This window comes from Qipengyuania xiamenensis, assembly GCF_019711495.1.
GTDB lineage: Bacteria > Pseudomonadota > Alphaproteobacteria > Sphingomonadales > Sphingomonadaceae > Qipengyuania > Qipengyuania xiamenensis.
In genome coordinates this window covers 837408-862991 of sequence record NZ_JAIGNM010000001.1, presented here as the reverse complement: position 1 = coordinate 862991, position 25584 = coordinate 837408, and the positions used below count along the sequence as shown (strand labels likewise).

The 25584-nt window shown below is 64.0% G+C and carries 32 protein-coding genes; 22 read left to right on the top strand and 10 right to left on the bottom strand.

What is annotated here, in order from left to right; translation table 11 throughout:
* Positions 1-8: 8 nt before the first annotated feature.
* The 9 genes from K3165_RS04330 to K3165_RS04290 all read left to right on the top strand — a co-directional run bounded on the left by K3165_RS04330 (position 9) and on the right by K3165_RS04290 (position 5716).
* Positions 9-830: a cytochrome c oxidase subunit 3 gene (locus K3165_RS04330; protein WP_221547576.1), complete on the top strand. Its 822-nt coding sequence runs from the start codon at positions 9-11 to the stop codon at positions 828-830.
* An 89-nt stretch (positions 831-919) separates the two neighbouring features.
* Positions 920-1501, top strand: coding sequence for an SURF1 family protein (locus K3165_RS04325; RefSeq protein ID WP_221547575.1), 582 nt, complete (start codon positions 920-922; stop codon positions 1499-1501).
* A gap of 51 nt (positions 1502-1552) precedes the next feature.
* A complete protein-coding gene (gene thrC / locus K3165_RS04320) occupies positions 1553-2944 on the top strand; it encodes a threonine synthase (protein WP_221547574.1) in 1392 nt (463 codons plus the stop codon).
* On the top strand, positions 2944-3831 hold the full coding sequence (locus K3165_RS04315) for a class I SAM-dependent methyltransferase (protein WP_221547573.1): 888 nt from the start codon (positions 2944-2946) through the stop codon (positions 3829-3831). Before thrC ends, K3165_RS04315 begins: the two co-directional genes overlap by 1 nt.
* 9 nt (positions 3832-3840) lie before the next feature.
* Positions 3841-4212, top strand: a complete 372-nt coding sequence (locus K3165_RS04310) for a dihydroneopterin aldolase (RefSeq protein ID WP_221547572.1) — start codon at positions 3841-3843, stop codon at positions 4210-4212.
* The gene (locus K3165_RS04305; RefSeq protein WP_221547571.1) at positions 4212-4514 is read left to right on the top strand and encodes a Rossmann fold domain-containing protein; all 303 of its coding nucleotides are present in this window, start codon (positions 4212-4214) and stop codon (positions 4512-4514) included. Before K3165_RS04310 ends, K3165_RS04305 begins: the two co-directional genes overlap by 1 nt.
* Positions 4514-4756, top strand: a complete 243-nt coding sequence (locus K3165_RS04300; protein ID WP_221547570.1) for a MoaD/ThiS family protein — start codon at positions 4514-4516, stop codon at positions 4754-4756. Before K3165_RS04305 ends, K3165_RS04300 begins: the two co-directional genes overlap by 1 nt.
* A 46-nt stretch (positions 4757-4802) precedes the next feature.
* Entirely contained in the window at positions 4803-5216 is a 414-nt protein-coding gene (locus tag K3165_RS04295) for a molybdenum cofactor biosynthesis protein MoaE (RefSeq protein WP_221548321.1), read from the top strand.
* A gap of 74 nt (positions 5217-5290) precedes the next feature.
* Positions 5291-5716: a hypothetical protein gene (locus tag K3165_RS04290; RefSeq protein WP_221547569.1), complete on the top strand. Its 426-nt coding sequence runs from the start codon at positions 5291-5293 to the stop codon at positions 5714-5716.
* 8 nt (positions 5717-5724) lie between these two features.
* On the opposite strand, the gene K3165_RS04285 is transcribed toward K3165_RS04290, so the two are convergent.
* Both K3165_RS04285 and K3165_RS04280 read right to left on the bottom strand, forming a co-directional pair.
* The gene (locus K3165_RS04285; RefSeq protein ID WP_221547568.1) at positions 5725-6405 is read right to left on the bottom strand and encodes a Crp/Fnr family transcriptional regulator; all 681 of its coding nucleotides are present in this window, start codon (positions 6403-6405) and stop codon (positions 5725-5727) included.
* Positions 6402-6884: a hypothetical protein gene (locus K3165_RS04280; protein ID WP_221548390.1), complete on the bottom strand. Its 483-nt coding sequence runs from the start codon at positions 6882-6884 to the stop codon at positions 6402-6404. The genes K3165_RS04285 and K3165_RS04280 overlap by 4 nt, the downstream gene beginning before the upstream one ends.
* 226 nt (positions 6885-7110) lie before the next feature.
* Here K3165_RS04280 and rplU point away from each other — a divergent pair, with 226 nt between their 5' ends.
* The 3 genes from rplU to K3165_RS04265 all read left to right on the top strand — a co-directional run bounded on the left by rplU (position 7111) and on the right by K3165_RS04265 (position 8637).
* Complete coding sequence (gene rplU / locus K3165_RS04275) at positions 7111-7602, top strand: 50S ribosomal protein L21 (protein ID WP_221547567.1); 492 nt, start codon at positions 7111-7113, stop codon at positions 7600-7602.
* A 12-nt stretch (positions 7603-7614) separates the two neighbouring features.
* On the top strand, positions 7615-7884 hold the full coding sequence (gene rpmA / locus K3165_RS04270; RefSeq protein WP_006833595.1) for a 50S ribosomal protein L27: 270 nt from the start codon (positions 7615-7617) through the stop codon (positions 7882-7884).
* Positions 7885-8097: 213 nt separating this feature from the next.
* Positions 8098-8637 (top strand): GNAT family N-acetyltransferase, encoded by a 540-nt coding sequence (locus K3165_RS04265; RefSeq protein ID WP_221547566.1) that lies wholly within the window; start codon positions 8098-8100, stop codon positions 8635-8637.
* Positions 8638-8697: 60 nt separating this feature from the next.
* Here the strand turns inward: K3165_RS04265 and K3165_RS04260 are convergent, their stop codons facing one another.
* Positions 8698-9576: a metal-dependent hydrolase gene (locus K3165_RS04260; protein ID WP_221547565.1), complete on the bottom strand. Its 879-nt coding sequence runs from the start codon at positions 9574-9576 to the stop codon at positions 8698-8700.
* 116 nt (positions 9577-9692) lie between these two features.
* Between K3165_RS04260 and K3165_RS04255 the strand changes: the two genes are divergently transcribed.
* Complete coding sequence (locus K3165_RS04255; protein WP_221547564.1) at positions 9693-10292, top strand: TetR/AcrR family transcriptional regulator; 600 nt, start codon at positions 9693-9695, stop codon at positions 10290-10292.
* Here K3165_RS04255 and ygfZ read toward each other — a convergent pair.
* Positions 10276-11019 carry a CAF17-like 4Fe-4S cluster assembly/insertion protein YgfZ gene (gene ygfZ / locus K3165_RS04250; RefSeq protein WP_221547563.1) on the bottom strand — a complete coding sequence of 248 codons (744 nt, stop codon included), beginning with the start codon at positions 11017-11019 and terminating at the stop codon, positions 10276-10278. The genes K3165_RS04255 and ygfZ overlap by 17 nt on opposite strands.
* Positions 11020-11058: 39 nt before the next feature.
* On the opposite strand from ygfZ, the gene pyrC reads away from it, so the two are divergent.
* Complete coding sequence (gene pyrC / locus K3165_RS04245) at positions 11059-12105, top strand: dihydroorotase (protein ID WP_221547562.1); 1047 nt, start codon at positions 11059-11061, stop codon at positions 12103-12105.
* On the opposite strand, the gene rarD is transcribed toward pyrC, so the two are convergent.
* Entirely contained in the window at positions 12083-12985 is a 903-nt protein-coding gene (gene rarD, locus K3165_RS04240) for an EamA family transporter RarD (RefSeq protein WP_221547561.1), read from the bottom strand. The genes pyrC and rarD overlap by 23 nt on opposite strands.
* 183 nt (positions 12986-13168) lie before the next feature.
* On the opposite strand from rarD, the gene K3165_RS04235 reads away from it, so the two are divergent.
* The gene (locus K3165_RS04235) at positions 13169-13675 is read left to right on the top strand and encodes a glycine zipper 2TM domain-containing protein (RefSeq protein WP_221547560.1); all 507 of its coding nucleotides are present in this window, start codon (positions 13169-13171) and stop codon (positions 13673-13675) included.
* Between the two features lie 102 nt (positions 13676-13777).
* Here K3165_RS04235 and astD read toward each other — a convergent pair whose 3' ends face one another.
* Together astD and K3165_RS04225 are read right to left on the bottom strand one after the other, a co-directional pair.
* A complete protein-coding gene (astD, locus tag K3165_RS04230; protein ID WP_221547559.1) occupies positions 13778-15226 on the bottom strand; it encodes a succinylglutamate-semialdehyde dehydrogenase in 1449 nt (482 codons plus the stop codon).
* 66 nt (positions 15227-15292) lie between these two features.
* Positions 15293-16705, bottom strand: a complete 1413-nt coding sequence (locus tag K3165_RS04225; protein WP_221547558.1) for a protein adenylyltransferase SelO family protein — start codon at positions 16703-16705, stop codon at positions 15293-15295.
* 79 nt (positions 16706-16784) lie between these two features.
* Between K3165_RS04225 and K3165_RS04220 the strand changes: the two genes are divergently transcribed.
* The 4 genes from K3165_RS04220 (at position 16785) to K3165_RS04205 (ending at position 21038) form a co-directional block, all read left to right on the top strand.
* Complete coding sequence (locus K3165_RS04220; protein WP_221547557.1) at positions 16785-17645, top strand: alpha/beta fold hydrolase; 861 nt, start codon at positions 16785-16787, stop codon at positions 17643-17645.
* Positions 17642-18757: a glycosyltransferase family 4 protein gene (locus K3165_RS04215; RefSeq protein ID WP_221547556.1), complete on the top strand. Its 1116-nt coding sequence runs from the start codon at positions 17642-17644 to the stop codon at positions 18755-18757. The genes K3165_RS04220 and K3165_RS04215 overlap by 4 nt, the downstream gene beginning before the upstream one ends.
* A 131-nt stretch (positions 18758-18888) precedes the next feature.
* A complete protein-coding gene (locus K3165_RS04210) occupies positions 18889-19668 on the top strand; it encodes a tetratricopeptide repeat protein (RefSeq protein WP_221547555.1) in 780 nt (259 codons plus the stop codon).
* Between the two features lie 17 nt (positions 19669-19685).
* A complete protein-coding gene (locus K3165_RS04205; protein ID WP_221547554.1) occupies positions 19686-21038 on the top strand; it encodes a PQQ-like beta-propeller repeat protein in 1353 nt (450 codons plus the stop codon).
* Between the two features lie 12 nt (positions 21039-21050).
* Here the strand turns inward: K3165_RS04205 and K3165_RS04200 are convergent, their stop codons facing one another.
* The 3 genes from K3165_RS04200 to K3165_RS04190 are packed head-to-tail and all read right to left on the bottom strand — an operon-like array spanning position 21051 to position 23538.
* Complete coding sequence (locus tag K3165_RS04200) at positions 21051-21353, bottom strand: putative quinol monooxygenase (protein ID WP_221547553.1); 303 nt, start codon at positions 21351-21353, stop codon at positions 21051-21053.
* A 16-nt stretch (positions 21354-21369) separates the two neighbouring features.
* The gene (locus tag K3165_RS04195; RefSeq protein ID WP_221547552.1) at positions 21370-22740 is read right to left on the bottom strand and encodes a glutamate--cysteine ligase; all 1371 of its coding nucleotides are present in this window, start codon (positions 22738-22740) and stop codon (positions 21370-21372) included.
* A gap of 42 nt (positions 22741-22782) precedes the next feature.
* Positions 22783-23538: a 16S rRNA (uracil(1498)-N(3))-methyltransferase gene (locus tag K3165_RS04190; protein WP_221547551.1), complete on the bottom strand. Its 756-nt coding sequence runs from the start codon at positions 23536-23538 to the stop codon at positions 22783-22785.
* Between the two features lie 39 nt (positions 23539-23577).
* Between K3165_RS04190 and ubiA the strand changes: the two genes are divergently transcribed.
* The 3 genes from ubiA to K3165_RS04175 are packed head-to-tail and all read left to right on the top strand — an operon-like array spanning position 23578 to position 25570.
* On the top strand, positions 23578-24492 hold the full coding sequence (gene ubiA, locus K3165_RS04185; RefSeq protein ID WP_221547550.1) for a 4-hydroxybenzoate octaprenyltransferase: 915 nt from the start codon (positions 23578-23580) through the stop codon (positions 24490-24492).
* Entirely contained in the window at positions 24492-25112 is a 621-nt protein-coding gene (locus K3165_RS04180) for an SOS response-associated peptidase (protein WP_221547549.1), read from the top strand. Before ubiA ends, K3165_RS04180 begins: the two co-directional genes overlap by 1 nt.
* A gap of 5 nt (positions 25113-25117) precedes the next feature.
* Positions 25118-25570 carry a tRNA (cytidine(34)-2'-O)-methyltransferase gene (locus K3165_RS04175; RefSeq protein ID WP_221547548.1) on the top strand — a complete coding sequence of 151 codons (453 nt, stop codon included), beginning with the start codon at positions 25118-25120 and terminating at the stop codon, positions 25568-25570.
* The last annotated feature ends 14 nt before the right edge of the window (positions 25571-25584 follow it).

The window sequence follows — 25584 nt, the reverse complement described above, 5'->3', positions numbered from 1 at the left end:
CAGGTACTATGGCTGGTAACGTCAATCACGAATATCACATCCTCGAACCCGACATCTGGCCGCTGATCGGCTCGATCTCGGCGCTGACCTTCACCAGCGGCATGGTTCTGTTCATGCATGAAATGGGCAGCGCCCATCTCGTGCTGGGCCTCGGTATCGCAGGCCTCATCGCCACTTTCTTCGCCTGGTTCTCGAACATCGTGAAGGAAGCGCAGCGCGGCGATCACACGCCGATCGTGCAGCTGCACATGCGCTACGGCATGATTCTCTTCATCGCTTCGGAAGTGATGTTCTTCGTCGGCTGGTTCTGGAGCTGGTTCGACTTCTCCCTCTTCCCTTCCGAGATTTCGGAAGTCGTCGGCGGCCAGTTCCCGCCTGCAGCAATCGAGGAAGTGATCAATCCGTTCAGCCTCCCACTGCTCAACACGCTGATCCTGCTGTGCTCGGGCACCACGGTTACCTGGGCGCACCACGCGCTGATCCACGGTGACCGCGACGGCCTCAAGAAGGGCCTGTGGGCGACCATCCTGCTCGGCGCGGTCTTCACCGCGATCCAGGCTTACGAATACGGCGTTGCTCCGTTCGCATTCGGCGGCAACACCTACAGCTCGGCCTTCTACATGGCGACCGGCTTCCACGGCTTCCACGTGCTCGTCGGCACGATCTTCCTGATCGTCTGCCTCGTGCGCGCCTACGCCGGCCACTTCACGCCGCGCCAGCACTTCGGCTTCGAAGCCGCTGCCTGGTACTGGCACTTCGTCGACGTGGTGTGGCTGTTCCTCTTCGCCGTCGTCTACGTCTGGGGCGGCTGGGGCGCTGAGTTCCACTGATACCTTCCGGCTTGCCGGACACATGAAAAGGGGCAGTCCGGCAAGTCCGCGACTGCCCCTTTCGCTTTTTCGATCGGACGAAACCCAAGATGACCCGCAACATTCCCATCATCCCGACGATCATCGTGGCCGGCGCCATCGCGGTCATGATTGCGCTGGGCTTCTGGCAGCTTGGCCGGATGGGCGAAAAGGAAGCCCTGATCGCGCAGGCGGAGCAATCGCTGAAGATGTCGTCGGAGGTCGAATATCCCCGCGACGAGGCTGGCATCGAGGCAGCCATGTATCGTCGCACCACGATCCAGTGTGCCAGCGCATCGGGCGGGACGACGACTGCCGGAACCAGCGCCCGCGGCGAAAAGGGCATGGCGCAGCGCGTCCTCTGCCAGCTGGAGGACGGCACACCGGTAAAGGTCGATCTCGGCTTTTCGCGCAATCCCGCTCCGGTCGAGTGGAGCGGCGGCGAAGTAAGAGGCACTATCGCGCCCGGTGGCCGAGTAGTGGCCGCAGAACCGCTGGCAGGGCTGGAGCCGCTCGCCACCCCGGACCCGCGCGATCTGCCCAACAACCACCTCGCCTATGCCGGGCAGTGGTTCTTTTTCGCGCTCACCGCGCTTGTCATCTACATCCTCGCGCTGCGTCGCCGTCCTGCCACCAAGGCTAGGGACGACTAAACACCCGCTTGCTTGCCCGCTTGGACCTGCGCGGCTAACCGCCTTGGCGACATGAAATACGTCTCGACACGCGGTGAGGCCCCGAGCCTCGATTTTGCAGGAGTCACGCTGGCAGGTCTTGCCAGTGATGGCGGTCTCTACGTGCCCGAAAGCTGGCCGCAGTTCTCAGTGGAAGAGATCGCCGCCATGCGCGGGCTTCCCTATGCCGAGCTGGCCGCACGCGTGATGGAGCCGTTCGTTGGCGACTGCCTGACACCCGAACGCCTGCGCGAACTCACGGCCAAGGCCTATGGCCGCTTCGCCCACAAGGCGGTTACCCCGCTGGTGCAGCTGGACGAGCAGCACTGGGTGCTCGAACTCTTCCACGGCCCGACGCTCGCCTTCAAGGACGTGGCGCTGCAGATGCTCGGCCTGCTGTTCGAGGAATTTCTCGGCCGCGAGGAAGGCAGCCTGACCATTGTCGGTGCGACCAGCGGCGATACCGGAAGCGCCGCCATCGACGCGGTCGCGGGTCTCGAGAATGTCGAGATCTTCATGCTCCATCCCAAGGGGCGGGTGAGCGATGTCCAGCGCCGCCAGATGACCACGGTGCGCGCACCCAACGTCCACAATATCGCCATCGACGGCAGCTTCGATGATGCACAGGCGATGGTGAAGCGAATCTTCGCAGATGCAGACGTGACGGCCAAGCATCGTATCGGTGCGGTCAACTCGATCAACTGGGCGCGCCTGATGGCGCAGGTGGTCTATTACTTCGCCGCCTCGCTCCAGCTGGGCGGGCCCGAGCGCAAGCTCGCCTTCAGCGTCCCGACCGGCAATTTCGGCGATGTCTTTGCAGGTCACGTTGCGGCGCGGATGGGCCTGCCGATCGAAAAGCTCATCGTCGCGACCAATGTGAACGACATTCTCCACCGCGCTCTGGCCGAGGGCGACTATTCGACCGGTACCGTCACGCCCACTGCCGCACCGAGCATGGATATCCAGGTCAGTTCCAACTTCGAGCGCCTGCTGTTCGATGTGGGTGGCCGCGACGGACTGGCCCTCGCGCAGCAAATGCGCGATTTCGATGCAGCGAAGGCTATGCGCCTGACCAATTCGCAGCGCGAGGGCGCTTCGGCCATGTTCACCAGCGCCCGCGCGGATGAGCACGATACGCTACAGGCGATGCGTTGGGCCTGCGAGGAATGCGGCGAGATGCTCGACCCGCATACTGCGATCGGTCTCCATGCGGCGCGCAGGGCCGGTATCGAGCCGACCACGCCCGTGGTGACGCTGGCAACGGCGCATCCGGCGAAGTTCCCCGATGCGGTGGAGCGTGCGACGGGCCTGCGTCCCGGTCTGCCATCCCGCGTGGGCGACCTCTTCGCCCGCGAAGAAAGCTATATAGAACTGCCCGGCACCTACGAGGCTGTGCGCGACCACATCATGGAGAAGGCTTCCTGATGGCCGAGCTCGTCCGTAATCCGGTACTGATGATCGGCGAAGGCTGGGACGGCTACCGCCTGCTCGACAGCGGGCATGGCCGCAAGTTCGAAGCCTATGGCGACTATCGCTTCGTGAGGCCCGAACCGCAGGCCATGTGGACCCCGCGCATGGAAGAGTGGGACGCCCACGCCGAATTCGTGCCCGGCAGCGACGAGGACGGCGGCGGCCGCTGGCAGTACTTCCGCGAAGTCCCGCGCGATGGCTGGCAACTTGGCTGGGGCGACCAGGTCCGCTTCACTGCACAGTGCACGCCCTTCCGCCACCTTGGTTTCTTCCCCGACATGGCGCCCGTCTGGACATGGATGGGCGAGCAGCTTGAAGGGCGCGCCGATGCCGAGACGATGAACCTGTTCGGCTATACTGGCGTCGGCACACAGGCGCTGAGCAGATATGGCCGCGTCACCCATGTCGATGCGAGCAAGAAGTCGGTCGCACAGGCGCGCGAGAATGCTGCGCTGGCCGGCCTCGACGACCGTCCCGTTCGCTGGCTGGTCGAAGATGCGATGAAATACACCGCACGCGAGGTTCGTCGCGGGCGTCGCTACGACGGCATCATCCTCGATCCGCCCAAATTCGGGCGCGGACCCGATGGCGAGGTTTGGCGGCTCGAACAGGGCCTGCCCGATCTCGTCTCGGATTGCCGACAGCTGCTCGACAAGGACAGCAGCTTCCTCTTCCTCACGGTCTATGCCGTGCGCATGAGCAGCCTCGCGCTCGGCGGGCTGTTGCAGGAGGTCTTCGAAGGCCTTCCCGGCAAGATCGAGCATGGCGACCTCGCCGTGCAGGAAGAGGGCGGTCGGATGTTGCCCACGGCGATCTTCGCGCGCTGGTCCAATCCGCGCTAGGGAACCTTCATGACCGATTCGCTGATCCTCGAAGTCGCCGATTTCGAACATGATGTCCTGACCGGCATCTATTCCGAAGAGACCGGCAAGCCGCAGCCGCTGCGCTTCACTATCCAGGTGCGGATGAAACCGCTGCACCACTACGATGCCGATACGCCGCTCGACGATTCGAAGAATTACATGGACCTCAAGTTCGCCGCGTCGCAGGCGCTGCCAGAGGGCGTCCATTTCAAGCTGATCGAGGCGGTGGCCGACCATGTCTGCGAAACGCTGTTCCTGCAGGACAAGCGGATCGAGGCGGTCACGGTGAAGATCGTGAAGCTCGCCATTGCCGAGGCGGGCGAGAAGATCGGGATCACGCTCCACCGCGAGCGTCGCTGATGAAGCGTATCGAGGTCGAGGGACTGCCGGAAGAGCCTCTCGCTGCGGCGGGGCTGTTCCACCAGAACTGGCTCGACCCGATCGAACGTGCGCTTGGCGACGGGCTGGACGTTATGGTCGTCCTCGTTCCTGCCGATCACACCCATTCCGAATGGCGCAAGGCTGCTGTTGCCATGCTGGCGCGCAAGCATACGCCGCGCCGCGTCAATTTCGTCGCGGGCGAGGGGCCCGGGATCGACAAGACCGAAGCCTATCTGGCCGACGCTCCCGGTGTGACCGGTCAGTATCTGCAGGTCACCTGATGAGCGTGACCATTCTCTTCCTCGGACCGCTTGCCGACCTTGCTGGCGAAAAGGAGCGCGAAGTCGATGCACCACTCGACTGGGCGGGCCTGATCGACGCGGTCGGCGCCGAAGTAGCCGAACAGCTCGAACTCGAACGCGTCAATGTCGCCTGCAAGGGCCGTGTGCTGGCAGACAAGCGCGCGCTCATGGCGGAAGATGGTGACGAGGTCGCGCTGCTGCCCCCGGTGAGCGGTGGCTAGGCTATTCATCTCCAGCCCGCTCGACGTCCGGCTGCTCGACAGGGGGATGTCGGTGGGCGAGGCTCTGGCGGCCTTCAACGCGGCGCATGGCGAAGCGGGCGGTGTGGTCTCCTTCCTCGGCAAGGTCCGTCCCGACGGCAATGTCCGCGCGCTGGAACTGACGCATTACGAACCGCTTACGCTTCCGGGCATGGAGGACTTGGCCAAAACTGCTGCGAGCAGGTTCGGCCTGGATGGCGCACTGGTCTGGCACCGGATCGGGGTGATGATGCCGGGTGAGGCGATCGTTCTGGTCGCGACTGCGGCACGCCACCGGCGCGATGCATTCGAGGCCGCCGATTATCTCATGGACCACCTCAAGTCCGCCGCATGGCTGTGGAAGCGCGAGAGGCGCGATGACGGCTGGCACTGGATCGAACCGCGCGGTCAGGACCACGAAGATCTCGCCAGATGGCAATAAATTTCGCGGTTTGATTTCGATCAAGGAAGCGTGATCCGGGGTGCGGCAGAAAGGCTCCAACAAAGGAGATCGTCATGTCGAAGCATCTTACCCGTGACCTGGTCGCCGAGCAGGCCGCTATCGTCAAAGCGCCGGCCAAGCACCACGAGGCCGATCGCACGTTCGAGCTGCCCAAGGGCCTGTATGGCGCGACGGTCGCGCTCTACCTCGGCTTCATTGCCATCATGGCTACCGGTCTCCCGACGCCGGGTCTCATCATCCCGATGACCGTCTTTGCATTGGTCATTGTTGCGGCATTCGGCGTTCCCGCCATCTGGACCAGGCTTGCGCCGGAAACCGCTTCGAAGCCGATGCCGTTCGCCAAGCTTCGCAGTCAGGGCATCCAGACGCTGACGGGTCGCCTTCCGGCAAAGGATGCAGCCGTGCAGATGCTCATCCTGCCCGCCATCATCTTCTGCTGGGGCGTAGCGTCCATCACAATCGCGGCACTGGTCCGCTAAGAGAAGCCTCAGGAGAGGGGCAAGAGCGCGGGGTCGATCAGATCGATCCCGCGCTTACCTGTGCGCCTGATCGCCCCGTCCTTTTCGAATCGCGTGAGCATGCGGCTAACGGTTTCGATCGTGATGCCCAGCATGTCGGCAAGCTCGCCGCGCGAGAGAGGCAATTCGAAGCTCGTCGCCGGATGACACGGCGAATCGCTGGCCGCACGGGCGAGCGAGAGCAGGGCGCCTGCCACGCGCTGCTCGGCCGAGGCATTCCCGGTAAGCGCAAGCAACTCGCGGCTGGCGTAGAGATCTTCCTGCGTGCGCCGCAGGAGCGCCTGTCCAAGCCGGGGAAAGCGGTCCACTGCATCGGCGAAGTTGGGACCGGAGAAAACGCACAGCTCCGCATCGCCCAACGCTACGACGTCATGGCGCATATAGGGGCCGAACATCTCCCCGATGAAACCGGAAGGGTGGACCAGCGACAGGATGCGCTCGCGCCCGTCGATATCGGTCGAGGTGATCTTCAGCGCGCCCGACTTGAGCGTGGCGCAGGCGGCTTCGCTCTCACCTGCAGAGAAAAGCGTTTCGCCCTTGGTCAGCTTGCGGGTGCGGCCGACCCGGGCCAATTCGTCACGCTCTTCTTCGCTCAGTACGGCGCAGGCGGCACGGTCGCGTACCGGACAGGTGGCGCAGGAAAGGCTCATCGGATGCTCCCGCGCAGGTTCGCGAGGACCGCGTCCTCTTCGCTGACCATGGCGATCACGGTGCTTCGGGCATCGTCGATCTTGGTGATATCGTCGGCCGCGACGCGGCTGGCAGTATAGAGCGCGTCGAGGTCGGCCAACGGAACCGCGGCGCGACTACGAGCCGAATCGAGTTCGGCGAGGGCGACCTGTGCTGCCGCCCAGCGGTCGCTCGCTATATCGCTGCCGCTCGCGGCCGCGACCAATTGCCTTGCGCCGGGTTCGATCCGGTTGAATTCGGCGTGCGCTTCGCGCGCGGCACCCACCAGGCTGTCCAGGCGCGCGTCGAGACCGCCGGTCAGGTCGACTTCCACGGGCGGGACATCGAGGCGCTTGGGCTCGGGACTTTCGAAGGTTCCTTCGGTCCGCTCGGCATCGCGGATCGACAGCGAGGGATACTCGGAGCCGCTCGATGCGCACGCGCCCAGGGCGAACAACATTGCGAGGGAGAGGGGAACACTTGCAATTGTATGCATGTCCGCCACATAGCATGCGGAAGCGCAGGTGCCAGTGCGAAAGCCAAAAAACCACCGCATCCAGCGTTGACTTGGGGGCACCTTTCGCCTAACGGCACGCTTCTTTCCGGGCCCGCACACCAGCGGGTCGACGGGCGCGCCGTAGATTCGCAAGGATGCGGCACAGCAATTTGTAACGAGAGATACGACCATGTTCGCAGTAGTGCGCACGGGCGGCAAGCAATACCGGGTTGCCGCCGGAGACAAGATCGCGGTTGAGAAGCTGGCTGGCGAAGCCGGTGACACCATCACGCTGGGCGACATCCTGCTCGCCGGCGAAGGCGACAAGATCGAAGACGCCTCGAAGGTGACTGTTTCGGCCGAAATCATCGCCCAGGCGAAGAGCGAAAAGGTCGTCGTCTTCAAGAAGCGTCGTCGTCACAACTACCGTCGCAAGAACGGTCACCGTCAGATGATGACGCTGCTGCGCATCACCGACGTCGGCACCGGCGGCGCCAAGAAGGCTGCTCCGAAGAAGGCCGAAGAAAAGAAGGCCGCTCCGAAGAAGGACACTTCCGAAGAGAAGGCAGCGCCCAAGGCCAAGAAGGCTGCGCCGAAGAAGGCTGCAGCTACCAAGGCGGCTCCCGCCAAGAAGGCTCCTGCCAAGAAGGCAGCTGCCAAAAAGACCGAATCCAAGAAGTAAGGAACCCGGACCATGGCACATAAAAAAGCAGGCGGTTCATCGCGTAACGGTCGCGACTCAGCCGGTCGTCGTCTTGGTGTGAAGAAGTTCGGCAGCGAAAACGTCGTCGCCGGCAACATTATCGTGCGTCAGCGCGGCACCAAGTTCTACCCGGCCGTCAACGTCGGCATGGGCAAGGACCACACGCTGTTTGCGCTTACCGACGGCGTCGTCCGATTCCACTCGGGCAAGCTCGGCCGCAAATACGTATCGGTCGACCAAATGGCTGAAGCTGCCGAATAAACGGACGCTCCGATAACGGGATCGTCCAGACGAGACGGTCCCACAGCCGGGCTAACGATCCGGCAGACGAAGAGGGAGATGGGGCCGACCCGTCTCCCTCTTGTCGTTTCTCCCTCTTCAAAACCGCTTGGGCGAAAATTCCTTTCGCCATCACGCAATTGTCACGTGTCCGGCCTAGGAGCCCGGAGCGTGGTCCTACGGGGAGTAAAACGTATGTTCCATGTAACCGAAAGGCTGCTGCTGCGGCCTGCCTGGCCCGAAGATGCAGATGCACTGTTTGGCGGTATCGCCGACAAGGGAGTCGTCCGCAATCTTGCCCGTGCGCCCTGGCCGTACCTTCCCGAGCATGCTCTTACCTTCGTCAAGCGCATGCAGGACCCGCGATATCCGGTCTTCCTCATTACCATGCCCACAGAACGTGGTTCGCAACTCGTCGGCTGCATCGGCATCGATGCCGGTGAAGGCGCTACCGAACTCGGTTACTGGATAGCCCGGCCGTACTGGGGCCGCGGCTTCGCGACCGAGGCAGGTCGCGGCGTGATCGAGGTGGCCCGCTTGCTGGGACACGAACGCCTGACGGCAGGTCACTTCACTGACAATCCCGCCTCGGGCAAGGTGTTGCGTAAGCTCGGCTTCGTTCCCACCGGCAAGACCGCCATGCGGCACAGCTGCGGGCGCGGCGAGGACGCCGAATGCGTAATGTACAGCCTCGATCTGGACGCGGACCAAGCCTCCAGCCTGCAAGCTGCCTGATACGAAAAAGGGCCCCGCGATCAGCTCGCGGGGCCCTTATCGATTCGCTTGGCGAGGTTCTTACTCGGCAGGCATCAATGCTGCCTGGAATTCGCCCTCATACTTGCCGATCAGTGCGCGATCGTCGTGGTCCCACGGGTGGAAGCCCGGCTTGAAATAGGCCAGCCACGCGGGAAGGATGCGGCGCACGACGCCCGGGGTGATCGTGAGGTACTTGAACAGGCCCCACTTGGCCTTCCAGCCGGTGATTCCGTCCTGCGCAAGCAGTTCGAGCGTGTCGTGGCAGCGATTCTTGAAGAAGTTGAACGTCACGATCAGCATCATGAGGCTGCGCAGCTTCCAGCGGCGCCACTTCGTCCAGTCCTTCGTCGCATGGAGATAGGTGTCGAAGGCGACACCCTTGTGTTCGATTTCCTCGACCGAATGCCATTCCCACATTGCGCGCACTTCGGGATCGGCGTCCTTGAAGTGCTTCGGATTCGCGAGGAATTCGGCGGCCATCATGGCGGTGTAGTGTTCCAGCGCCATGGTCGCGGCGAGATTGACGATGACCGGGCGATCTTTGGTCAGGGCCAACATCTCCGCAACGCGCTGGTCGATCGCCTTGATGTCGTAGCCGTGATCTTCGGCGAGGCGATTGAAAGCGATGTGTTCGCGGGTGTGGTTGATTTCCTGCTTCACGAAAGCGCGGATCTCTTCGGCCAGCTGCGGGTCGGCACCTTCGCGGTGCGCCTTCACGGCCTCGATGAAGAATGCCTCTCCGCGCGGGAAGGTGGCGGAAAGGGCATTATGCCATGCGGTGCCGAAGGGTTCGCCTGCCCACCAGCGACGCGGCGTAGTGCCACGGTTGAAGCGCTCGTCGCGCACGGTGATGGTGAGGTCGCTCGGCGTGGGTGCCTGGCGGTCGGTATCGGTATCGATCTTGACGGGGGCGTTCATGACGGCTCCGGGTTAGTTACTTACATGAGTGTTAATAGCGGTTACTGACATAAATGTCAATAATGCTTGGCTATCGGCTTTGCGTTCGAGCGGGGATGGGTTAACGCTGATCGGCAATGGCAACTCGCAAACGACTTTCCCCCGAGGAATCCCGACTGGCCGCGCTCGAAGCGGCGCGTTCGCTGCTGATCGAAACGGGGCCGCAGTCGGTCACGCTGAAGGCGGTTGCCGGGCGAATCGGGCGCACCCACGCGAACCTGCTCCACCATTTCGGTTCGGCTGCCGGATTGCAGAAGGCACTGGCCGGGCACCTGGCAGAGGCGGTGTGTGCAACCATTGCCGATGCGGTTCGCGCCAGCCGCGCAGGGCTGGGCAGTCCGCGAGAAGTGGTCGACCTGGCGTTCGATGCCTTCGACAAGGAAGGTGCAGGCGCGCTTGCCAGCTGGATGATCCTGACCGGCAATGAAGACGCGCTGACCCCGATCGTGGAGACCATTCACGAGCTGGTCGACGAGATTGCGCCTGAAGAAGCCGCGCATTCCGGAAATGCGACGCAGGTTCATGAAGAGACTTTGGCCTTGGTGCTCATGGCCATGGGCGATGCGCTGATCGGGACTGCACTCGCCCGTTCGCTCGGCCTGCCCGACACCGCGGCGCGCGACCGCGCCGAGCGGATGCTGGTCCGTTCGCTGGAAACCGTTACTCCGCCGGCTTGAAGCTCTCGCGCAGCCATTCCGGCGCGCTCTCTGCATCGATGTCGCTGACCCGCAGGTGATCGACTGCGAGGCCGAGGCTCTCGTAGGCAACCTTGCGGCGTTTCTCGTCCGACTGGTCCAGCGGCACAACGACAAGCCTGCGATTGACCTTGCTGCGCCAGTTCATGCGGGCGGTATTCTCCTGCCCGATGTAGCAGCCTTTGTCGAAGGCGACGCCATGAAGCTCCACCGCATTGGTCTCGAGCCAGAGAATATCGCCCAGCTCTGCACGTCCTTCCGGCACACCCAGCGAAAGGCGGTGCTCGAGATAGGCATCGTCTGCCGCGTCTTCGCCATCCTGCGCAGGGGCAAGCCACCGCTGGCCGAGCGCGGAAAGCCGGGGATCGGGCGCGCCGCCGTCTCCCTGATGTCCCTGCCAATGCACTGCAACGCTCTCGTCGACCGCGATGTCGATCCGGCGGCGCAGGCGATAGAGCGTCAGGCGCCTGGCAAGATCCTGTGCAACCTCGGCCTCGCAATCGAGCAGGATTGCGCCATCGCCTGCCGGCCAGACGAACATGTCGAACATGGTCTTGCCCTGCGGCGTCAGCAGGGCGGCGTAGACCGGCAGCGGCTGCCTGAGATCGTTTGTCAGCAGGCCCTGGAGGAAATCGACGACATTGTCGCCGTCCTCCCCCTGCGGGCTGAGGCGGATCACGGCACGGTTCGTCAGTCGGGTTGCTGTCATGCGTGACAGATAGGCGCCTGCCCGTCATAGGCAACCGTCATGAACACGGCATCCGAATCGCTAACCATCCGCCGCCCCGACGACTGGCATTTGCACTTCCGCGATGGCGAGACCATGCGCGCCGTGGTGCCGCATACGGCCCGCCAGTTCGCCCGCGCGATCGTGATGCCGAACCTTGCGCCGCCGGTGACCACCAGCGCTCTCGCGGCGGCCTATCGCGACCGCATCGCTGCCGCCGTTCCCGAAGGCGTGGAATTCACGCCGCTGATGACCGCCTATCTCACCGACGAAACCGATGCCGACGACATGGCGGCCGGCTTTGCCGATGGCGTGTTGACCGCGGCCAAGCTCTATCCGGCTGGCGCAACCACCAATTCCGCGCATGGCGTCACCGATGTAGCGAATATCGAAGGCGTACTCGAGCGCATGGCCGAGATCGGCATGCCTCTGTGCGTGCATGGCGAGGTCACGCACTCGGAGATCGACATCTTCGACCGCGAGGCTGTCTTTATCGACCGGATCCTCGCACCGCTGGTCGAGCGGCTGCCCGATCTCAAGGTCATCTTCGAACACATCACCACCAAGCAGGCGGTCGAGTTTGTCGATGCCTCGGGTCCGCGCATCGGCGCGACGATCACGCCGCAGCACCTGCATATCAACCGTAACGCGATCCTTGTCGGCGGCATCCGTCCGCACATGTTCTGCCTGCCGGTCGCCAAGCGCGAGGAACACCGGCTCGCGCTGCGCAAGGCGGCGACGTCGGGTTCGGCCAAGTATTTCCTCGGCACCGACAGCGCACCGCATCATCGCCACGCCAAGGAAAGCGACTGCGGCTGTGCGGGTATCTTCAACGCGCCCTTCGCGCTCGAGAGCTATGTCACGGTCTTCGATGAAGAAGGCGCGCTCGAACACTTCGAAGCATTCGCCAGCCTCAACGGCCCGGCATTCTACGGCCTTCCGGTGAACGAGCAGACGATCACGCTGGAGAAGGCTCCGGTCGAAGTGCCGGCAGAGGTCGAGGGCGGCGAGGCCGAGATCGTGCCCTTCCACGCAGGCGAAACGCTCAAGTGGCGGCTGGCTTCCTAGAGCGCGACCACAGGTCCCAGACGAACAGTGCTGCTGCCGTCCAGATAAAGGCGAAGCAGGCGGCCTGGACGGGCTTCAGTTCCTCGCCGAAGACGGTCAGACCCAGGATGAAGACGATGCTGGGCGCGAGGAACTGGATGAAACCCAGCGTCGAATAGGGAAGCTTCTTGGCCGCGATGGCGAACAGCAGCAGCGGGAAGGCCGTCAGCGCACCGCCGAGCATGATCGCCAGCGTAAGACCGGTGGAATCGTCGATCGAGGAGCCCATCGGCGACTGCGCGTAGAACCAGGCGACGCCGGCTGCAGGAAGCAGCAGGACGATGGATTCGATGGTGAGCCCGGGCAGGGCACCCACGTCCACCTGCTTGCGAATAAGGCCATAGGTACCGAAGCTGATGGCGAGTGTCAGGCTGATCCACAGCGTGGTCAGGGCTCCGCCGAGCAGCAGGGAGACCCCGATCATGGCCAGCCCGACCGCTGCCCACTGCGTGCGCGTCAGGCGCTCCTTCAATAGCAGGGTGCCGAGAAGGACGTTGAACAGCGGGTTGATGTAGTAGCCTAGGCTGGCCGCGTAGACATTGCCGGCCTGAATCGCCCAGACATAGACCACCCAGTTGACCGCGATCAGGGCAGAGCTGGCGAGCAACCACATCATCGTCCTGCGATTGGACAGCGCGCGCTTCAGCTCCGGTAGTTGCTTGCGGAATGCCACGATCACGAGGCAGATCGGCAGGGTCCAGATGATACGCCAACCGACGAATTCGAACGGCGGAACGCTCTTCACCAGTATCAGGTAGAGCGGCAGGAAGCCCCAGATGACATAGGCCGTGAACGCCGCGACGAGACCCTTGCGGCCATGCTCGGTTTCTGTCGTGTCCATGAACATCCGGCGCCTAGTGCGCGGCTTTCGCCGCCGCAAGCCTCATCTCGTCGCAGCCTGATATTCGGTTCGTCGATTAACGCAAATCTGTCGTTTGCGTTGCATTCTGTTCAGGATGGCGAGCGTAAACCTGAACGGTATCGAGGCTCCACCGAGTCGAACACGATCCACAGGACAAAGAACATGAACCGCATTTTGAAGACCGCATCGCTGGCGCTGGCCGCATCGGGCCTGACGCTCGCTGTACCGGCAGCCGCCGCACCGCTTCCCGTCCAAGCCGCTCCGCAGGCCCACGTGATGGCAGGCGACACGGTCTACGAGCATGGTCGCGGTCATCACAAACACAAGAAGCGCAAGCATCGTCGTTATCACGGCCGTCATTACGACGACCGTCGTTACTATGACGACCGCAGCTACTATCGCGAGCGCCCCTATTACATGCGTTACGACCGCAACTGGGGTCAGCCGGTCTATCGCAACACCCGCATCTGGCGCGGCCGCGACGATCGCTATTACTGCGAGAAGGACGACGGCACGACGGGCCTGCTGGTCGGTGCCGGAGTCGGCGCGTTGATCGGTCATGAAGTCGCAGGGCGCGGCGGAGACCGCACCCTCGGCGCGATCATCGGTGGCGCGGCTGGTGCGCTGCTCGGTCGCTCGATCGACCGCTCCAGCACTCGCTGCGGCTAATTCTCACGAACTTCGGGCTGCGCCCACCCGCAGCTCGAGGGCGGCCTTCGGGTCGTTCTGGGCGTCGTCCGGATCCTCGCAACGAGGGGCGGGCGGCGCCCTTTACTTATGCGCGTCCTTGGACTTGCGGGTCTTCTTGACCGTGTCGGCCAGGCCGACACCGATGCTTGCGCGGGGCTGGTCCAGCTCGGAGCTGGCCACCGGATAGGCGCAATAGTCGGCTGCGTAGTAGGCGGCCGGACGGTGGTTGCCCGATAGGCCGATGCCGCCGAAAGGTGCGGCGGACGAAGCGCCGTTGGTCGGACGGTTCCAGTTGACGATGCCGGCGCGGGCTTCGCTCCAGAAACGTTCGAAATCGGCGGGCTTGCCGCCGACGAGCGAAGCGGAGAGGCCATAACGCGTGTTGTTGGCTTCCGCGATAGCCTCGTCGAAATCCTTGACCCGTATGACCTGCAGCAGCGGGCCGAACAGTTCCACGTCTGGGCGTTCGGCAATCGCCGTGCTGTCGATGATGCCGGGCGTGAGGAACGGCAGGCTGTCGTCCTTGCGTGTCATTTCCAGGATCGTTTCGGCCCCGTGCGAGGTCAGCGCCTCGTAGCTCTGGATGAGCATATCCGCTGCCTCGTTGTCGATCACCGTGCCCATGAAGGGCTGCGGATCGGCGAAGGGTTCGTCCACCAGCAGGCGCTGCGCGAGGTTCGTCACCGCAGGCACGATTTCGTCATACATGCTGTCGAGCACGACCAGGCGGCGCGCAGCGGTGCAGCGCTGGCCGGCGGTGGTGAATGCCGACTGGATGATGGTGACCGCCGCATCCTCGATCTTTGGCGTCTCGAGCATGACGATCGGATTGTTACCGCCCATTTCGAGCGCCACGATCTTGGAAGGATCGCTCGCAAGCTTGCGGTTGATGGCGATGCCGCCACGCGCGGAGCCGGTGAACAGGACGCCGTTGACCAGCGGGTGCGCGACCAGCGCCTTGCCCGCTTCCGCGCCGCCATGAACCACCTGCACCACGTCTTCGGGCACCTGCGCTTCATGGAACAGCTTCACGAGGAATTCGCCGACGGCGGGGGTCTTTTCGCTCGGCTTGAAGACCACGACATTGCCCGCGATGAGGGCGGGCACGATGTGGCCATTGGGCAGGTGAGCCGGGAAATTATAGGGGCCGAGTACGGCCATCACGCCATGTGGCTTGTGGCGCAGCGCCGCCGAACCCTGAAGCGCGCTGTCGAGCTTCTTCTGGCCGGTGCGTTCGGCATAGGCGGAGATCGAAATCTCTACCTTGTTCTTCACCGCCTCGACTTCGGTACGCGCTTCCCACAGCGGCTTGCCCGTTTCGCGCGCGATCAGTTCGGCGAAGGGTTCTGCGTGCTTGAGGACTTCGTTGGCGAAGCGGCGCATGAATTCCATGCGACGAGCGGCGGATTCGCGTGCCCATCCGGTGCGCGCCTTTGCCGCACGCTCCAGGATCTCGTCGACATCGCCGATCTTGCCGCGCCAGATCTCGTTTCCGGTCGCCGGTTCGGTGGAAATCATTACGTCCGACACTGGAATCCTTGCCCCTGAACCCGTTGCTCTATCTGCAATTGCCTATGTGCTTTCTCTCTAGGCAGGTCAAATTGAGTTTCGGCTAATATGTGCACATGGCGCAGGCGCGCGTCCGTGCGCTTCGCCCATCCGGCGCAGGCGCGCAACCTTGTCGTGAAGCGGCGCCCAGTCATCGCGTTCGTCGATGGCCGACCAGATCGCCTCGACCTCGTCGATGAGCATGCTTTCGGGCGCGTTCTCTTCCCAATATTCGTGGCTGTCACCGACAGCCTCGTACCCCGCCAGTAGGGCGCCAAGCTCGCCTTCGGCATTGCGGCCCCCGCGCAGGCGGTAGAAGAAGGCGTCGGGCTGCTCGCCGCTTTCGGCCATCGCCGCCTCGCATGCCCCGACCAGTTTTCCGTCCTCCTCGAGGCCACGGCTCGCGACACCCAGCCGCCAGCACCAGCGTCGTCCGACCGCTTCCATGTAGAGCGGTCCGAAGCGCTCCATTGCCGCGATCAGCGGAGGTGCATCGCAGATGAGGCGCAGCGCGATCGCGAATTGCCCGCAATTCCAGTGTAGCGCCTCGGGCTGGCGTCCGAAGGCGTAGAGCCCCGCGTGGTCGAAATAGGCAGCGGTGAAACCCGGCTTCCACTGCGGCAGGAAACGCCAGGGTCCGTAGTCGAAGCTTTCGCCCGAGATGTTCATGTTGTCGGTGTTGAGCACGCCGTGGACGAAGCCTGCGACCATCCAGCTTGCGGCAAGATCGGCCATGCGTTCGACCACGAGATGCATCAGCTGGACGGCTGGCTCGTCGCGGCTTGGCGCATCGTCCGGCGGGGGAGGGCCGGGAAACTGGGTGAGGCAGTAGTCGACCAGCTGTCTCATGTGCTCTTCCTCTTCCAGCGCGAGCAGGCGCTGGAAGGTGCCGATGCGGATATGTCCGTGGCTGAGGCGCGTCATGACCGAGGAACGCGTTGGCGAGGGCTCGTCGCCTCGTGTCAGTTCTTCGCCGGTCTCCACGATGCTGAAGGTCTTGGACGTGTTCACGCCGAGCGCCTCGAGCATTTCTGTCGCAAGGATTTCTCGCACGCCGCCTTTCAGCGTCAGGCGTCCGTCGCCATCGCGGCTCCACGGCGTCTGCCCCGAACCCTTGGTCCCGAGATCGAGAAGGCGGTCCGAAGAATCGCGCATCTGGGCGAACAGGAAGCCGCGCCCGTCTCCGATTTCGGGGTTGTACACGCGGAACTGGTGGCCGTGATACCTGAGCGCTAGCGGTGTCGGCAGGTTATTTGGCAGGGGTTCGAAGCGTCCGAAATGCCTGACCCAGTTTTCGTCGGACAGATTCTCGAGACCCACCGCAGCGGCCCAGCGATCGTTGCGGAAACGCAGTGTCGCTTGGGGAAAATCGGCCACACGTACCTCATCGCCAAGCCAGTCGGCGAGCTGAGTGATCGGCGTTTCGGGGCGGTATTCGGCGGGTTTGGGGGCGCTGGGCATATGTGGGGGATGGGGAAGCAGGCACGCGCATGCAAGTCGTCTCTCGAAATTTGCTTCAGGTGGCGCTACCGCAGCATTCATGGATAGCGATTTCAGCGAGCGCAGCTGGCAGAGCCCCGACGGGCTGGAGCTGTATTTCCGCGATTATGCGGGCGACAAACTGCCCGTCCTGTGCCTTCACGGCCTGACCCGTAACAGCCGCGATTTCGAGGGGCTGGCGCCTTTCGTTGCGGAGAAGGGCCACCGTGTCATCGTGCCCGACATGCGCGGCCGCGGCCAGAGCGCCTATGCCGACGACAGCGCGACCTATGCCGTGCCGACCTATATCGCGGACGTGATGGCACTGCTCGAGCAGGAAGGGATCGACCGTTTCGTCTCCATCGGCACGTCGATGGGCGGTTTGATGACCATGCTGATCGCGCAACTCGCCCCGCAGAGGCTGGCTGGCGCGCTGATCAACGATATCGGGCCGGTGGTCGATCCGCGCGGGATCGACAAGATCAAGACCTACCTTGGCAAGGGCGGCAGCTTCCCCACCTGGATGCACGCTGCCCGCAGTCTCGAGGAAGTTCACGGCGCCTCGCATCCCGGTTTCGACACGAATGACTGGATTGCCATGGCCAAGCGCTCGATGACGCTGTGCAACAATGGCCGCATCGCGTTCGATTACGACATGAAAATCGCCGATCCTTTCAACGAGGTCGACGACAACGCCGTCCCGCCCGATTTGTGGCCGGGCTTCGAGGCACTGGCAGGCAAGCCGCTGGTTCTGGTCCGCGGCGAGGTTTCCGAGATTCTCAGCGCCGAAACGCTGGCCGAGATGCAGAAGCGTGCGCCCGATGCGGACACCGTGGTGGTCCCGCACGCTGGCCATGCGCCGACGCTCGACGAACCCGAAGTCCGCAGCGCCGTCGAAGCGCTGCTCGCCTCCGTCAAATGAGCAAACCCAACGACGGCATCCCGCCGCACGTCCTCCATATCTATCCCGACCGCGAGGCGGCTGGGCTGATCGCGCATTACGGGCGCAGGCTGCGGCATACGATCGTCACCGATGACGATCTGGTCATGCAGGCGATGCCTAAGGGGCTGACGCTCAAGCAGGCATCGCATTTCCCGCCGCTGGAGGGTGTTCCCACTCCCGGACGGCTGCAGAAGCTCGCCCGTGCAATGACGCCCTTCGATCTCGTGCTGACGCATGGCTGGGGGGCGATGGATGCGGCGATGGCGCATACGCTGTTCAAGGATGCGATGCAGCTTCCGCCGCTGATCCACCACGAGTTTTCGCTCGGTGAGGCCGAGGCGAGGCGCCTTTCGAAGCGGCGGACGTGGTATCGCCGGATCGCCCTCGGCAAGTCGTCGGGCCTCGTGGTGCCGTCGGAGAAGCTGGAAGAGGCGGCGCTGGTCGACTGGCAGCAGCCGCTCGGCCGCGTCAAACGCATCGCGCCCGGCGTCGATACGAAACTGTTCGCCAAGCAGCCCAAGCCCGATGGCTTCAGGGTCATCAAGCGTCCCGGCGAGTTCTGGGTCGGCACGCATGTCGACCAGGCAGACGCTCAGGACCTGCCGATGCTGGTTCGCGCGTTTTCCTCGCTTGGCGATGACTGGCACCTGATCGTGCTGGGCGAGGGTGCGGGACGCGCAGAGGCGGAACAGACCATCGACGCGCTCGAACTGAACGACCGGGTCCACTGGGTCGGCACGACGGCACAGCCGGAAAAGGTCATGGGCCTGCTCGATATCTTCGCCGTTGCAGCCGATGCGGGGCGCTTTCCCGAGGCGGGCGTACAGGCCATGGCGGCCGGAGCGCCGCTGGTGGTGCCGGACGAAGGCGAGCTTGCGCATACTGTCGCAGACGCCAACCATCCCTGGCTCTTCCAGAAGGGCGACGAGACGGCGCTCGGGGAAAAGCTGGGCGGTCTCGCCAAGGACAAGGCAGCGCGCCGCTCGGTGGGCGAGGCCAATCGCGCCCATGCGGTTGCCCGCTTCGATCGCGACAAGACCATCGCGACCTACCGCCGCCTTTACGGCAGCGCGATGCAGATCGAGCTGTAATGCCTTTCATCGCGCATTCACGCGGGCGGGGACAGGCTTGCCGCAACAGGGTCGAAAGCATTGCCCTTGTGCGGTGCGATGCTTAAAGACCCGCCCATTCAATTTTAGCCAATACTGGAGCCCGCGCCACAGTGGCCCGCACACCCAAGACCGAACCGACCCGCGAAGAAAAGAAGGCCAAGGCCGAAGCTGCAGAGCAGGAAGCGCTGCTGCGCGAAGTCGACGATGCCGTCAGGCAGGGCGATCTCGACAGCTTCCTTTCGACTTACGGCAAGCCCTTGCTCGGGCTGGTAATCCTCGGCCTCGCGGCTTTCGGCGGCTATATCTACTGGCAAAACCAGCAGGAAAAGGCGATCGAAGCGTCGGGCGAACAGCTCGTCCTTGCGCTCGAAAAGCTGAGCGATGGTGACGAAGCCAGCGCCCTGTCCCGCCTCGCTCAGGTCGATGGTGAAGGCAGCGCGGTCTACAGCGCCAAGATGGTGCGCGCGGGCCTGCTTTCGCAGAACGGCGATGACGCACAGGCAATCGAACTGTTCGGCGAAGTCGCCAATGCCGAAGGTGCTCCCGAAGAAATCCGCAATCTGGCGCTGATCCGCATGACGGCGCTCCAGATGGACACGATCAAGCCGGATGAGGTCGTCGCGGCTATGCAGCCGCTGGCGGCGCCGGGCGAACCCTTCTTCGCATCGGCGGGCGAACTGCTCGGCCATGCCTATCTCGAACAGGGCAAGCGCGACGAGGCAGCTGCGCTGTTCGCGGAAATCGCGCGTGACGAGAATACCCCGATGACGGCGCGTGCGCGCATGCTCAACTTGGCTTCGAGCCTTGGCGTCAATGCCGTGGACGACGTGCAGGACCTGCTCGACGTGCAGAGCGGTGGTACGGCTGCGCCCACGCTCGTCAACGAATGAAAAGAAACGGAATTTCGATGAGCCAGATCAATCTCAAGACCATCCTGCGTGCCGGTTCCGGCGCATCCCTCGCACTTGCGCTGGGTGCCTGCAGCGGCGGCCTGTTCGGTGGTGGCGACGGCGAAAAGGATACGCCGACCCTCGGCGATCGCCAGCCGATCCTATCGCGCATCGCCACCGGTGCCGAGGTCGATCCCGCTCTCGTCGGTACGCCGGTCGTGCTGCCCGCAGCGCAGGCAAACGACGTCTGGGGCCAGGCTGGCGGTACGGCCAGCAAGAGCTACGGCCATCTGGCGCTGGCGGAAACGCCCGCCCGCGCATTCACGGTCAATGTCGAAGGTGCCGGTGAACGCCGCCGCCTCGGCGCATCGCCCGTCATCGGCGGAGGCAAGCTCTTCGTCGAAGGTACCGACGGCCGCGTGACTGCGTTCGACGCGCAGACCGGCGCGGCGCTGTGGAACTACCAGAGCGACATTACCGACGATACGCGCGCTTCTGCCTTCGGCGGGGGCGTCAGCTTCGACAACGGTCGCCTTTACGGAACGGACGGTGCGGGCAATGTCTATGCGCTCGACGCCGATACCGGTGCGCAGCAGTGGAAGGTGAAGCCCGGCGGTCCGCTGCGCGGTTCGCCCACTGTCGCGTTCGGAAACGTCTTCGTCATGTCGCAGGACAACCAGCTCTTCGCGCTCGACGGGAATGACGGTGCGCTCCAGTGGCAGGAATCGGGCTCGACGACCATGGCTGGCGTGTTCGGCGTCGCCGCTCCGGCGGCAGGCCAGGGCACCGTGGTCGCCGGCTACACCTCGGGCGAACTCATCGCCTATCGTTACGAGAACGGCCGCAGCCTGTGGGCCGATGCTCTGGCTCGTACCTCGATCTCCACGCAGGTCGGCGCGCTGTCGGACATCGACGCCGATCCGATCATCCACAATGGCCGCGTCTATGCGCTGGGCCAGGGTGGCCGCATGGCCGCTTATGAGCTGGTAACCGGCCAGCGCCTGTGGGAACTGACCGTGGCCGGTATCTCGACGCCCGCCATCGCCGGTGACTGGGTCTTCGCGCTGACCGACGAGGGCAAGCTCCTCGCGATCAAGGCGGACACGGGCAAGGTGCGCTGGCTGACCCAGCTGCCGCGCTACCGGAACGAGGAAAAGAAGAAGAACCCGATCTTCTGGCAGGGTCCGGTTCTGGCCGGCGGCCAGCTGTGGGCGGCGAACTCGGAAGGCCAGATCTACCGGATCAGCACCGGAGAAGGTTCGGCCACGCTGTTCCACGAACTTGAAGAGCCGGTGAGCCTTGCACCCGTCGTGGCGCAGAACACGCTCTACGTGCTCGACGACAGCGGCCGCGTCACGGCATTCCGGTAAGGACCGGAAGGGTCAGCCGAGCGGCTGGCCCTCGTCCGTTTCGTACATCCTGAGTTCCTGCGAGGCGGGCGGGTTCGCCGCCATGACCTCGCGGAAGGTTGCCATGTGCGCGCTTTCGCCATGCGCGGCGAGCGCCGCCTGGTCGCGCCAGCGTTCGAACAGGATCAGCGTGTCGGGATCGGCGATGTCGCGGGCAAAGGAATAGTCGAGGCAGCCATCTTCGGCGCGGCTCGCGCGTACCATTTCGACGATGGCCTTCTGGGTTGCCGCATCGATCGTGCGGCCCAGCTTGATGGTGCCGTTGATCTGGATCATCGCCTCTCTCCTTCGCTCAGAAGCTGTATTTGTAGACTCGTGAAACGTCGCCCTGCCATTCGCCATGATAGCGGTCGAGCAGGACCTGCGCCGGGACCTTCCCGCTGGCGACGATCTCGTCCAGCGTTTCGAGGAAGCCGGTCTCGTTGTCGCCCGAGCTGTTGAAGCGGGCCCTTGAGGTCAGTCCGCTGCGCGCGACGGCGAGAACTTCCCTCGCGAGATCGCGCAGCTTGCCGCCGCCCGGGATGGACGCGTCGAGTGCAAGCTTGGGAACCGCGTTGCGAAGCTCCTCGCGCTCTTCCATCGTCCAGTGCTTGACCAGGTCCCACGCTGCGTCGAGCGCATCCTGTTCATAGAGTAGGCCGACCCAGAAAGCGGGAAGGGCGCAGATGCGGCTCCACGGACCGCCGTCGGCGCCGCGCATTTCAAGGAAGCTCTTGAGGCGCACTTCGGGGAAGGCGGTGGACAGGTGATCCCACCAGTCGCTCTCGGTCGGCTTTTCGCCCGGCAGCACTTCGAGCTTTCCTTCGAGAAAGTCGCGGAAGCTCAGACCCGCAGCATCGATGTATTTTCCGTCTCGGAAGACGAAATACATCGGCACGTCGAGCATGTAGTCGACCCAGCGTTCGTAGCCGAAGCCGTCCTCGAACACGAAGGGCAGCATGCCGGTGCGGTGCGGGTCGGTATCGCTCCAGATATGGCTGCGATAGGACAGGTATCCGTTCGGCTTGCCTTCGGTGAATGGCGAGTTGGCGAACAGCGCCGTCGCGAGCGGCTGGAGTGCAAGACCGGTGCGGAACTTCTGCGCCATGTCGGCTTCGCTCGAATAGTCGAGGTTTACCTGGATGGTGCAGGTACGCAGCATCATGTCGAGGCCCAGCGTGCCGACGCGCGGCATGTGCCGCTTCATGATCTCGTAGCGCCCCTTGGGCATCATCGGCAGTTCTTCGCGGGTCTTGTCCGGCCACATGCCGAGACCTAGGAAGCCCACATCGAGAGCCTCGCCAATTTTCTTCACCTGCTGGAGGTGGCGACCCGTTTCGGCGCATGTCTCGTGGAGGTTTTCGAGCGGCGCGCCCGACAATTCGAGCTGTCCGGCCGGTTCGAGGCTGACCGTCCCGTCCGCCCCGCGCATGGCGATGACCTTGCCGCCTTCCTCGACAGGCTCCCAGCCGAACTGGCGCAGCGACAGGAGGATATCGCGAATGCCGCCCTTCTCGTCATAGCTGGGGGCGCGGTGATCGCTCTTGTGGAATACGAGCTTTTCGTGCTCGGTCCCGATGCGCCAATCGGCCTTGGGTTTCTCGCCCTTCTGCATCGGCGCGACCAGCTGGTCGCGGCTTTCGATGATCGGATCGTCCTTGGCGGAAGTATCGCGCGTGCTCATGATCGGTGGCGATAGGCAACCGAACCTTGCGTGAAAAGGAAATTATTCCTCGTCGAGCCAGTCGCCCGCCTCGGCCATCCACACGGCTGTGCCGGCGATAGCAGCGGTTTCACCGCGAAGGATACGAGGACCAAGGCTGATCGGGCGCGCATTGGGGTGCGCGCGGATCATCGCCCTTTCGGCATCGTCGAAGCCGCCTTCCGGCCCCACCAACAGCGCCGCCGGATCGTCTGCATAGCAAAACGCGTCGGCGGCAGGCTCTCCCCCGTCCTCGTCCGCGAAATAGAGAATGCGTTCTTCGGGCCAGTCGCGCAGCAGCGCCTCGAGTTTCTGGACCGGTGCGATTTCGGGAAGAGCCGTGCGCGCGCATTGCTCCGCCGCTTCGGTTACTATCGTGTCGGCGCGCTCTGCATTGAGCTTGTCCGCGACGCAGCGCCGCGTGACCACGGGCGCGATCCGCGCAACGCCCAGTTCGGTCGCCTTCTCGAGCACGAGGTCGAACCGGTCTTTTTTGAGCAGCGCGGGACAGAGCCAGAAATCGGGCACTTCCTCGCGCTCGCGCAGCTGTTCCTTCACGGAAAGGGTGACGTGCCGCTTGGCCGCATCGACGACTTCTGCCGCCCATTCGCCCGTCACATCGTCGCACAGGATCACTGCATCGCCGGGCGAAACGCGCATCACCTTGCCGAGGTAATGCGCCTGATTGCCCTCGATCACGACTTGCGCATCGGCGGCAAGCGGGTTTTCGACGAACAGGCGGGGTGCGCTCTTGGGCGGCCAGGCGGGTGTTGCAGGCATGGCTTTGCAGGTGGCACGTGCGCTTGTAGGGAGCAAGCCATGAGCGACAGCGCGGCACCTGAAATCGTCCCCGACAGCGAACATCGCGGCCTTGTCGCGCGCCTGCCGCAGCTTCCGCGCGATCTCGCACAGCTTGCGCGGTTCGACCGGCCGATCGGCTGGTGGCTGCTGTTCTGGCCGTGCGTCTGGGGCGTGTGGCTGACCGGCGCAGGCTGGCAGTGGGCGCTGCTCGGCTGGCTGCTCCTGGGCAGCATCGCCATGCGCGGCGCGGGCTGCGTTTACAACGATATCGTCGATGCGAAGCTGGACCAAAAGGTTGCGCGCACGGCCAGCCGTCCCGTTGCAAGCGGACGGGTATCGAAGAAGCTCGCTTGGGGCTGGCTGCTGGTCCTTTGCCTCGTGGGGCTGGTAGTCCTGCTGCAGTTGCGGCCCCTCGCGCAGATCGTCGCTCTTGCGAGCCTCGCGCTGGTCGCCGCCTATCCCTTCATGAAGCGCATTACCTGGTGGCCTCAGGCATGGCTCGGCATGGTATTCACCTGGGGCCTGCTGGTCGGCTGGACCCAGCTGCGCGCCGATAACTGGGATGCGTTGGCTGCCATGTATGCGGGCGCAGCGCTCTGGGTGATCGGTTACGACACGATCTACGCCATGCAGGACCGCGAGGATGATGCGCTGGTAGGCATTCGCTCCAGCGCGCTGAGGCTTGGCGGCCATATCAAGGGCGGGGTGACGCTGTTCTACACCGGAGCGGTTGCGCTCTGGGCGCTCGCATTCTGGCTCTACCGTGCCGACTGGATCGCGCTGCTTGCGCTGCTTCCGGCTGCCGGACACCTCTTGTGGCAGGTCTCGACGCTCGATGGAGAAGACCCGGGTAATCCGCTTGAGCGGTTTCGGTCGAACCGCTGGACCGGTGCCTTGGTCGCTGCGGCCTGCTTTGTCGTGGGGAACGCGTAATGTGCAATCTCTATCGCATGACCAAGAACAAGGACGAGGTCGCGGCCTGGTTCGACGTGGTGAACGAGCTCGGCGGCGCGAATTTCGGTGCGGAAGTCTATCCCGGGTATCCGGGCGCAGTCGTCGCCGAGGGCAAGCTCACGCAGATGAGCTGGGGTTTCCCGCTGGTGATGAAGGGCAAGAGCGGCCAGCCGCTGAAGCCGAAGCCGGTCAACAACGCGCGGACCGACAAGCTCGACAGCTTCTTCTGGCGCTACAGTTTCGAGGAACGCCGCTGCCTCATCCCCGTCACTGCATGGGCGGAGGCCGAGGGGCCGAAGGGCGGCAAGACGCGTAGCTGGCTCTCGCGGCCCGACGCTGAATTGTTCGCTTGCGCAGGCGTATGGCGCAATTCGGACGAATGGGGCGATTGCTACTCCATGGTCATGACCGATGCTGGCGGTCTGGCGAAAGAGGTGCACACGCGTATGCCGGTGCTGCTCGCCAAGGACGACTGGAGCACGTGGACCGGCGGTTCGCCCGATGAGGCCCGCGCGCTTTGCCGTCCGTGGGAGGGCGAACTCGTGCTCGACCGGACCAAGGTGCCATGGTCGGGCAAAGGCCAGGTAGGGCTGCTTTAGTCGCCATGCGGATCGCGCTGTTCGAACCCGAGATCGCCGGAAACGTCGGCAATGTGATGCGGCTGGGTGCCTGCATGGGTGCAGGCGTGGACCTGATCGAGCCGCTCGGTTTTCCGTGGGACGACCGCCGCGTCCGCCGCGCCGCAATGGACTACATCGATCATGTCGAGGTCGTGCGCCACGCCAGTTTCGATGCTTTCCGCGAGGCGAGGGCAGGGTGCAGGCTGGTGCTGTTCACCACCCGCGCGACCCTGTCCTCCTATGAATTCGAGTACCGGCCCGACGACATCCTCCTCTTCGGCAAGGAAAGCGCCGGCGTGACCGATGCCGTGCGGGCAGAGGTCGACGCCAGCGTACGCCTGCCGATGAAGCCGGAGGTCCGATCGCTCAACCTGGCGACCAGCGCGGGCCTCGCGCTGGGCGAAGCGCTGCGGCAGACGGGGCAGTTGCCGAGTTAGGCTTTCCTCTATCC

Excerpts from the sequence above, each read along its gene's own strand:
- K3165_RS04175 (WP_221547548.1), top strand. The coding sequence starts at position 25,118 with ATGCGGATCGCGCTGTTCGAACCCGAGATCGCCGGAAACGTCGGCAAT.
- K3165_RS04220 (WP_221547557.1), top strand. The coding sequence starts at position 16,785 with ATGGATAGCGATTTCAGCGAGCGCAGCTGGCAGAGCCCCGACGGGCTG.
- ubiA (WP_221547550.1), top strand. The coding sequence starts at position 23,578 with ATGAGCGACAGCGCGGCACCTGAAATCGTCCCCGACAGCGAACATCGC.
- K3165_RS04280 (WP_221548390.1), bottom strand. The coding sequence starts at position 6,884 with ATGTTGTTCGCCCTGGGCGCGTGCGCATCGAGCGGCTCCGAGTATCCC.
- K3165_RS04260 (WP_221547565.1), bottom strand. The coding sequence starts at position 9,576 with ATGAACGCCCCCGTCAAGATCGATACCGATACCGACCGCCAGGCACCC.
- ygfZ (WP_221547563.1), bottom strand. The coding sequence starts at position 11,019 with ATGACAGCAACCCGACTGACGAACCGTGCCGTGATCCGCCTCAGCCCG.
- K3165_RS04265 (WP_221547566.1), top strand. The coding sequence starts at position 8,098 with ATGTTCCATGTAACCGAAAGGCTGCTGCTGCGGCCTGCCTGGCCCGAA.
- K3165_RS04330 (WP_221547576.1), top strand. The coding sequence starts at position 9 with ATGGCTGGTAACGTCAATCACGAATATCACATCCTCGAACCCGACATC.
- thrC (WP_221547574.1), top strand. The coding sequence starts at position 1,553 with ATGAAATACGTCTCGACACGCGGTGAGGCCCCGAGCCTCGATTTTGCA.
- K3165_RS04180 (WP_221547549.1), top strand. The coding sequence starts at position 24,492 with ATGTGCAATCTCTATCGCATGACCAAGAACAAGGACGAGGTCGCGGCC.
- K3165_RS04255 (WP_221547564.1), top strand. The coding sequence starts at position 9,693 with ATGGCAACTCGCAAACGACTTTCCCCCGAGGAATCCCGACTGGCCGCG.
- K3165_RS04200 (WP_221547553.1), bottom strand. The coding sequence starts at position 21,353 with ATGATCCAGATCAACGGCACCATCAAGCTGGGCCGCACGATCGATGCG.
- rpmA (WP_006833595.1), top strand. The coding sequence starts at position 7,615 with ATGGCACATAAAAAAGCAGGCGGTTCATCGCGTAACGGTCGCGACTCA.
- K3165_RS04205 (WP_221547554.1), top strand. The coding sequence starts at position 19,686 with ATGAGCCAGATCAATCTCAAGACCATCCTGCGTGCCGGTTCCGGCGCA.
- K3165_RS04305 (WP_221547571.1), top strand. The coding sequence starts at position 4,212 with ATGAAGCGTATCGAGGTCGAGGGACTGCCGGAAGAGCCTCTCGCTGCG.
- K3165_RS04285 (WP_221547568.1), bottom strand. The coding sequence starts at position 6,405 with ATGAGCCTTTCCTGCGCCACCTGTCCGGTACGCGACCGTGCCGCCTGC.
- pyrC (WP_221547562.1), top strand. The coding sequence starts at position 11,059 with ATGAACACGGCATCCGAATCGCTAACCATCCGCCGCCCCGACGACTGG.
- K3165_RS04300 (WP_221547570.1), top strand. The coding sequence starts at position 4,514 with ATGAGCGTGACCATTCTCTTCCTCGGACCGCTTGCCGACCTTGCTGGC.
- K3165_RS04310 (WP_221547572.1), top strand. The coding sequence starts at position 3,841 with ATGACCGATTCGCTGATCCTCGAAGTCGCCGATTTCGAACATGATGTC.
- K3165_RS04290 (WP_221547569.1), top strand. The coding sequence starts at position 5,291 with ATGTCGAAGCATCTTACCCGTGACCTGGTCGCCGAGCAGGCCGCTATC.
- rplU (WP_221547567.1), top strand. The coding sequence starts at position 7,111 with ATGTTCGCAGTAGTGCGCACGGGCGGCAAGCAATACCGGGTTGCCGCC.
- K3165_RS04215 (WP_221547556.1), top strand. The coding sequence starts at position 17,642 with ATGAGCAAACCCAACGACGGCATCCCGCCGCACGTCCTCCATATCTAT.
- K3165_RS04325 (WP_221547575.1), top strand. The coding sequence starts at position 920 with ATGACCCGCAACATTCCCATCATCCCGACGATCATCGTGGCCGGCGCC.
- K3165_RS04235 (WP_221547560.1), top strand. The coding sequence starts at position 13,169 with ATGAACCGCATTTTGAAGACCGCATCGCTGGCGCTGGCCGCATCGGGC.
- K3165_RS04295 (WP_221548321.1), top strand. The coding sequence starts at position 4,803 with ATGTCGGTGGGCGAGGCTCTGGCGGCCTTCAACGCGGCGCATGGCGAA.
- K3165_RS04315 (WP_221547573.1), top strand. The coding sequence starts at position 2,944 with ATGGCCGAGCTCGTCCGTAATCCGGTACTGATGATCGGCGAAGGCTGG.
- rarD (WP_221547561.1), bottom strand. The coding sequence starts at position 12,985 with ATGGACACGACAGAAACCGAGCATGGCCGCAAGGGTCTCGTCGCGGCG.
- K3165_RS04225 (WP_221547558.1), bottom strand. The coding sequence starts at position 16,705 with ATGCCCAGCGCCCCCAAACCCGCCGAATACCGCCCCGAAACGCCGATC.
- K3165_RS04190 (WP_221547551.1), bottom strand. The coding sequence starts at position 23,538 with ATGCCTGCAACACCCGCCTGGCCGCCCAAGAGCGCACCCCGCCTGTTC.
- K3165_RS04195 (WP_221547552.1), bottom strand. The coding sequence starts at position 22,740 with ATGAGCACGCGCGATACTTCCGCCAAGGACGATCCGATCATCGAAAGC.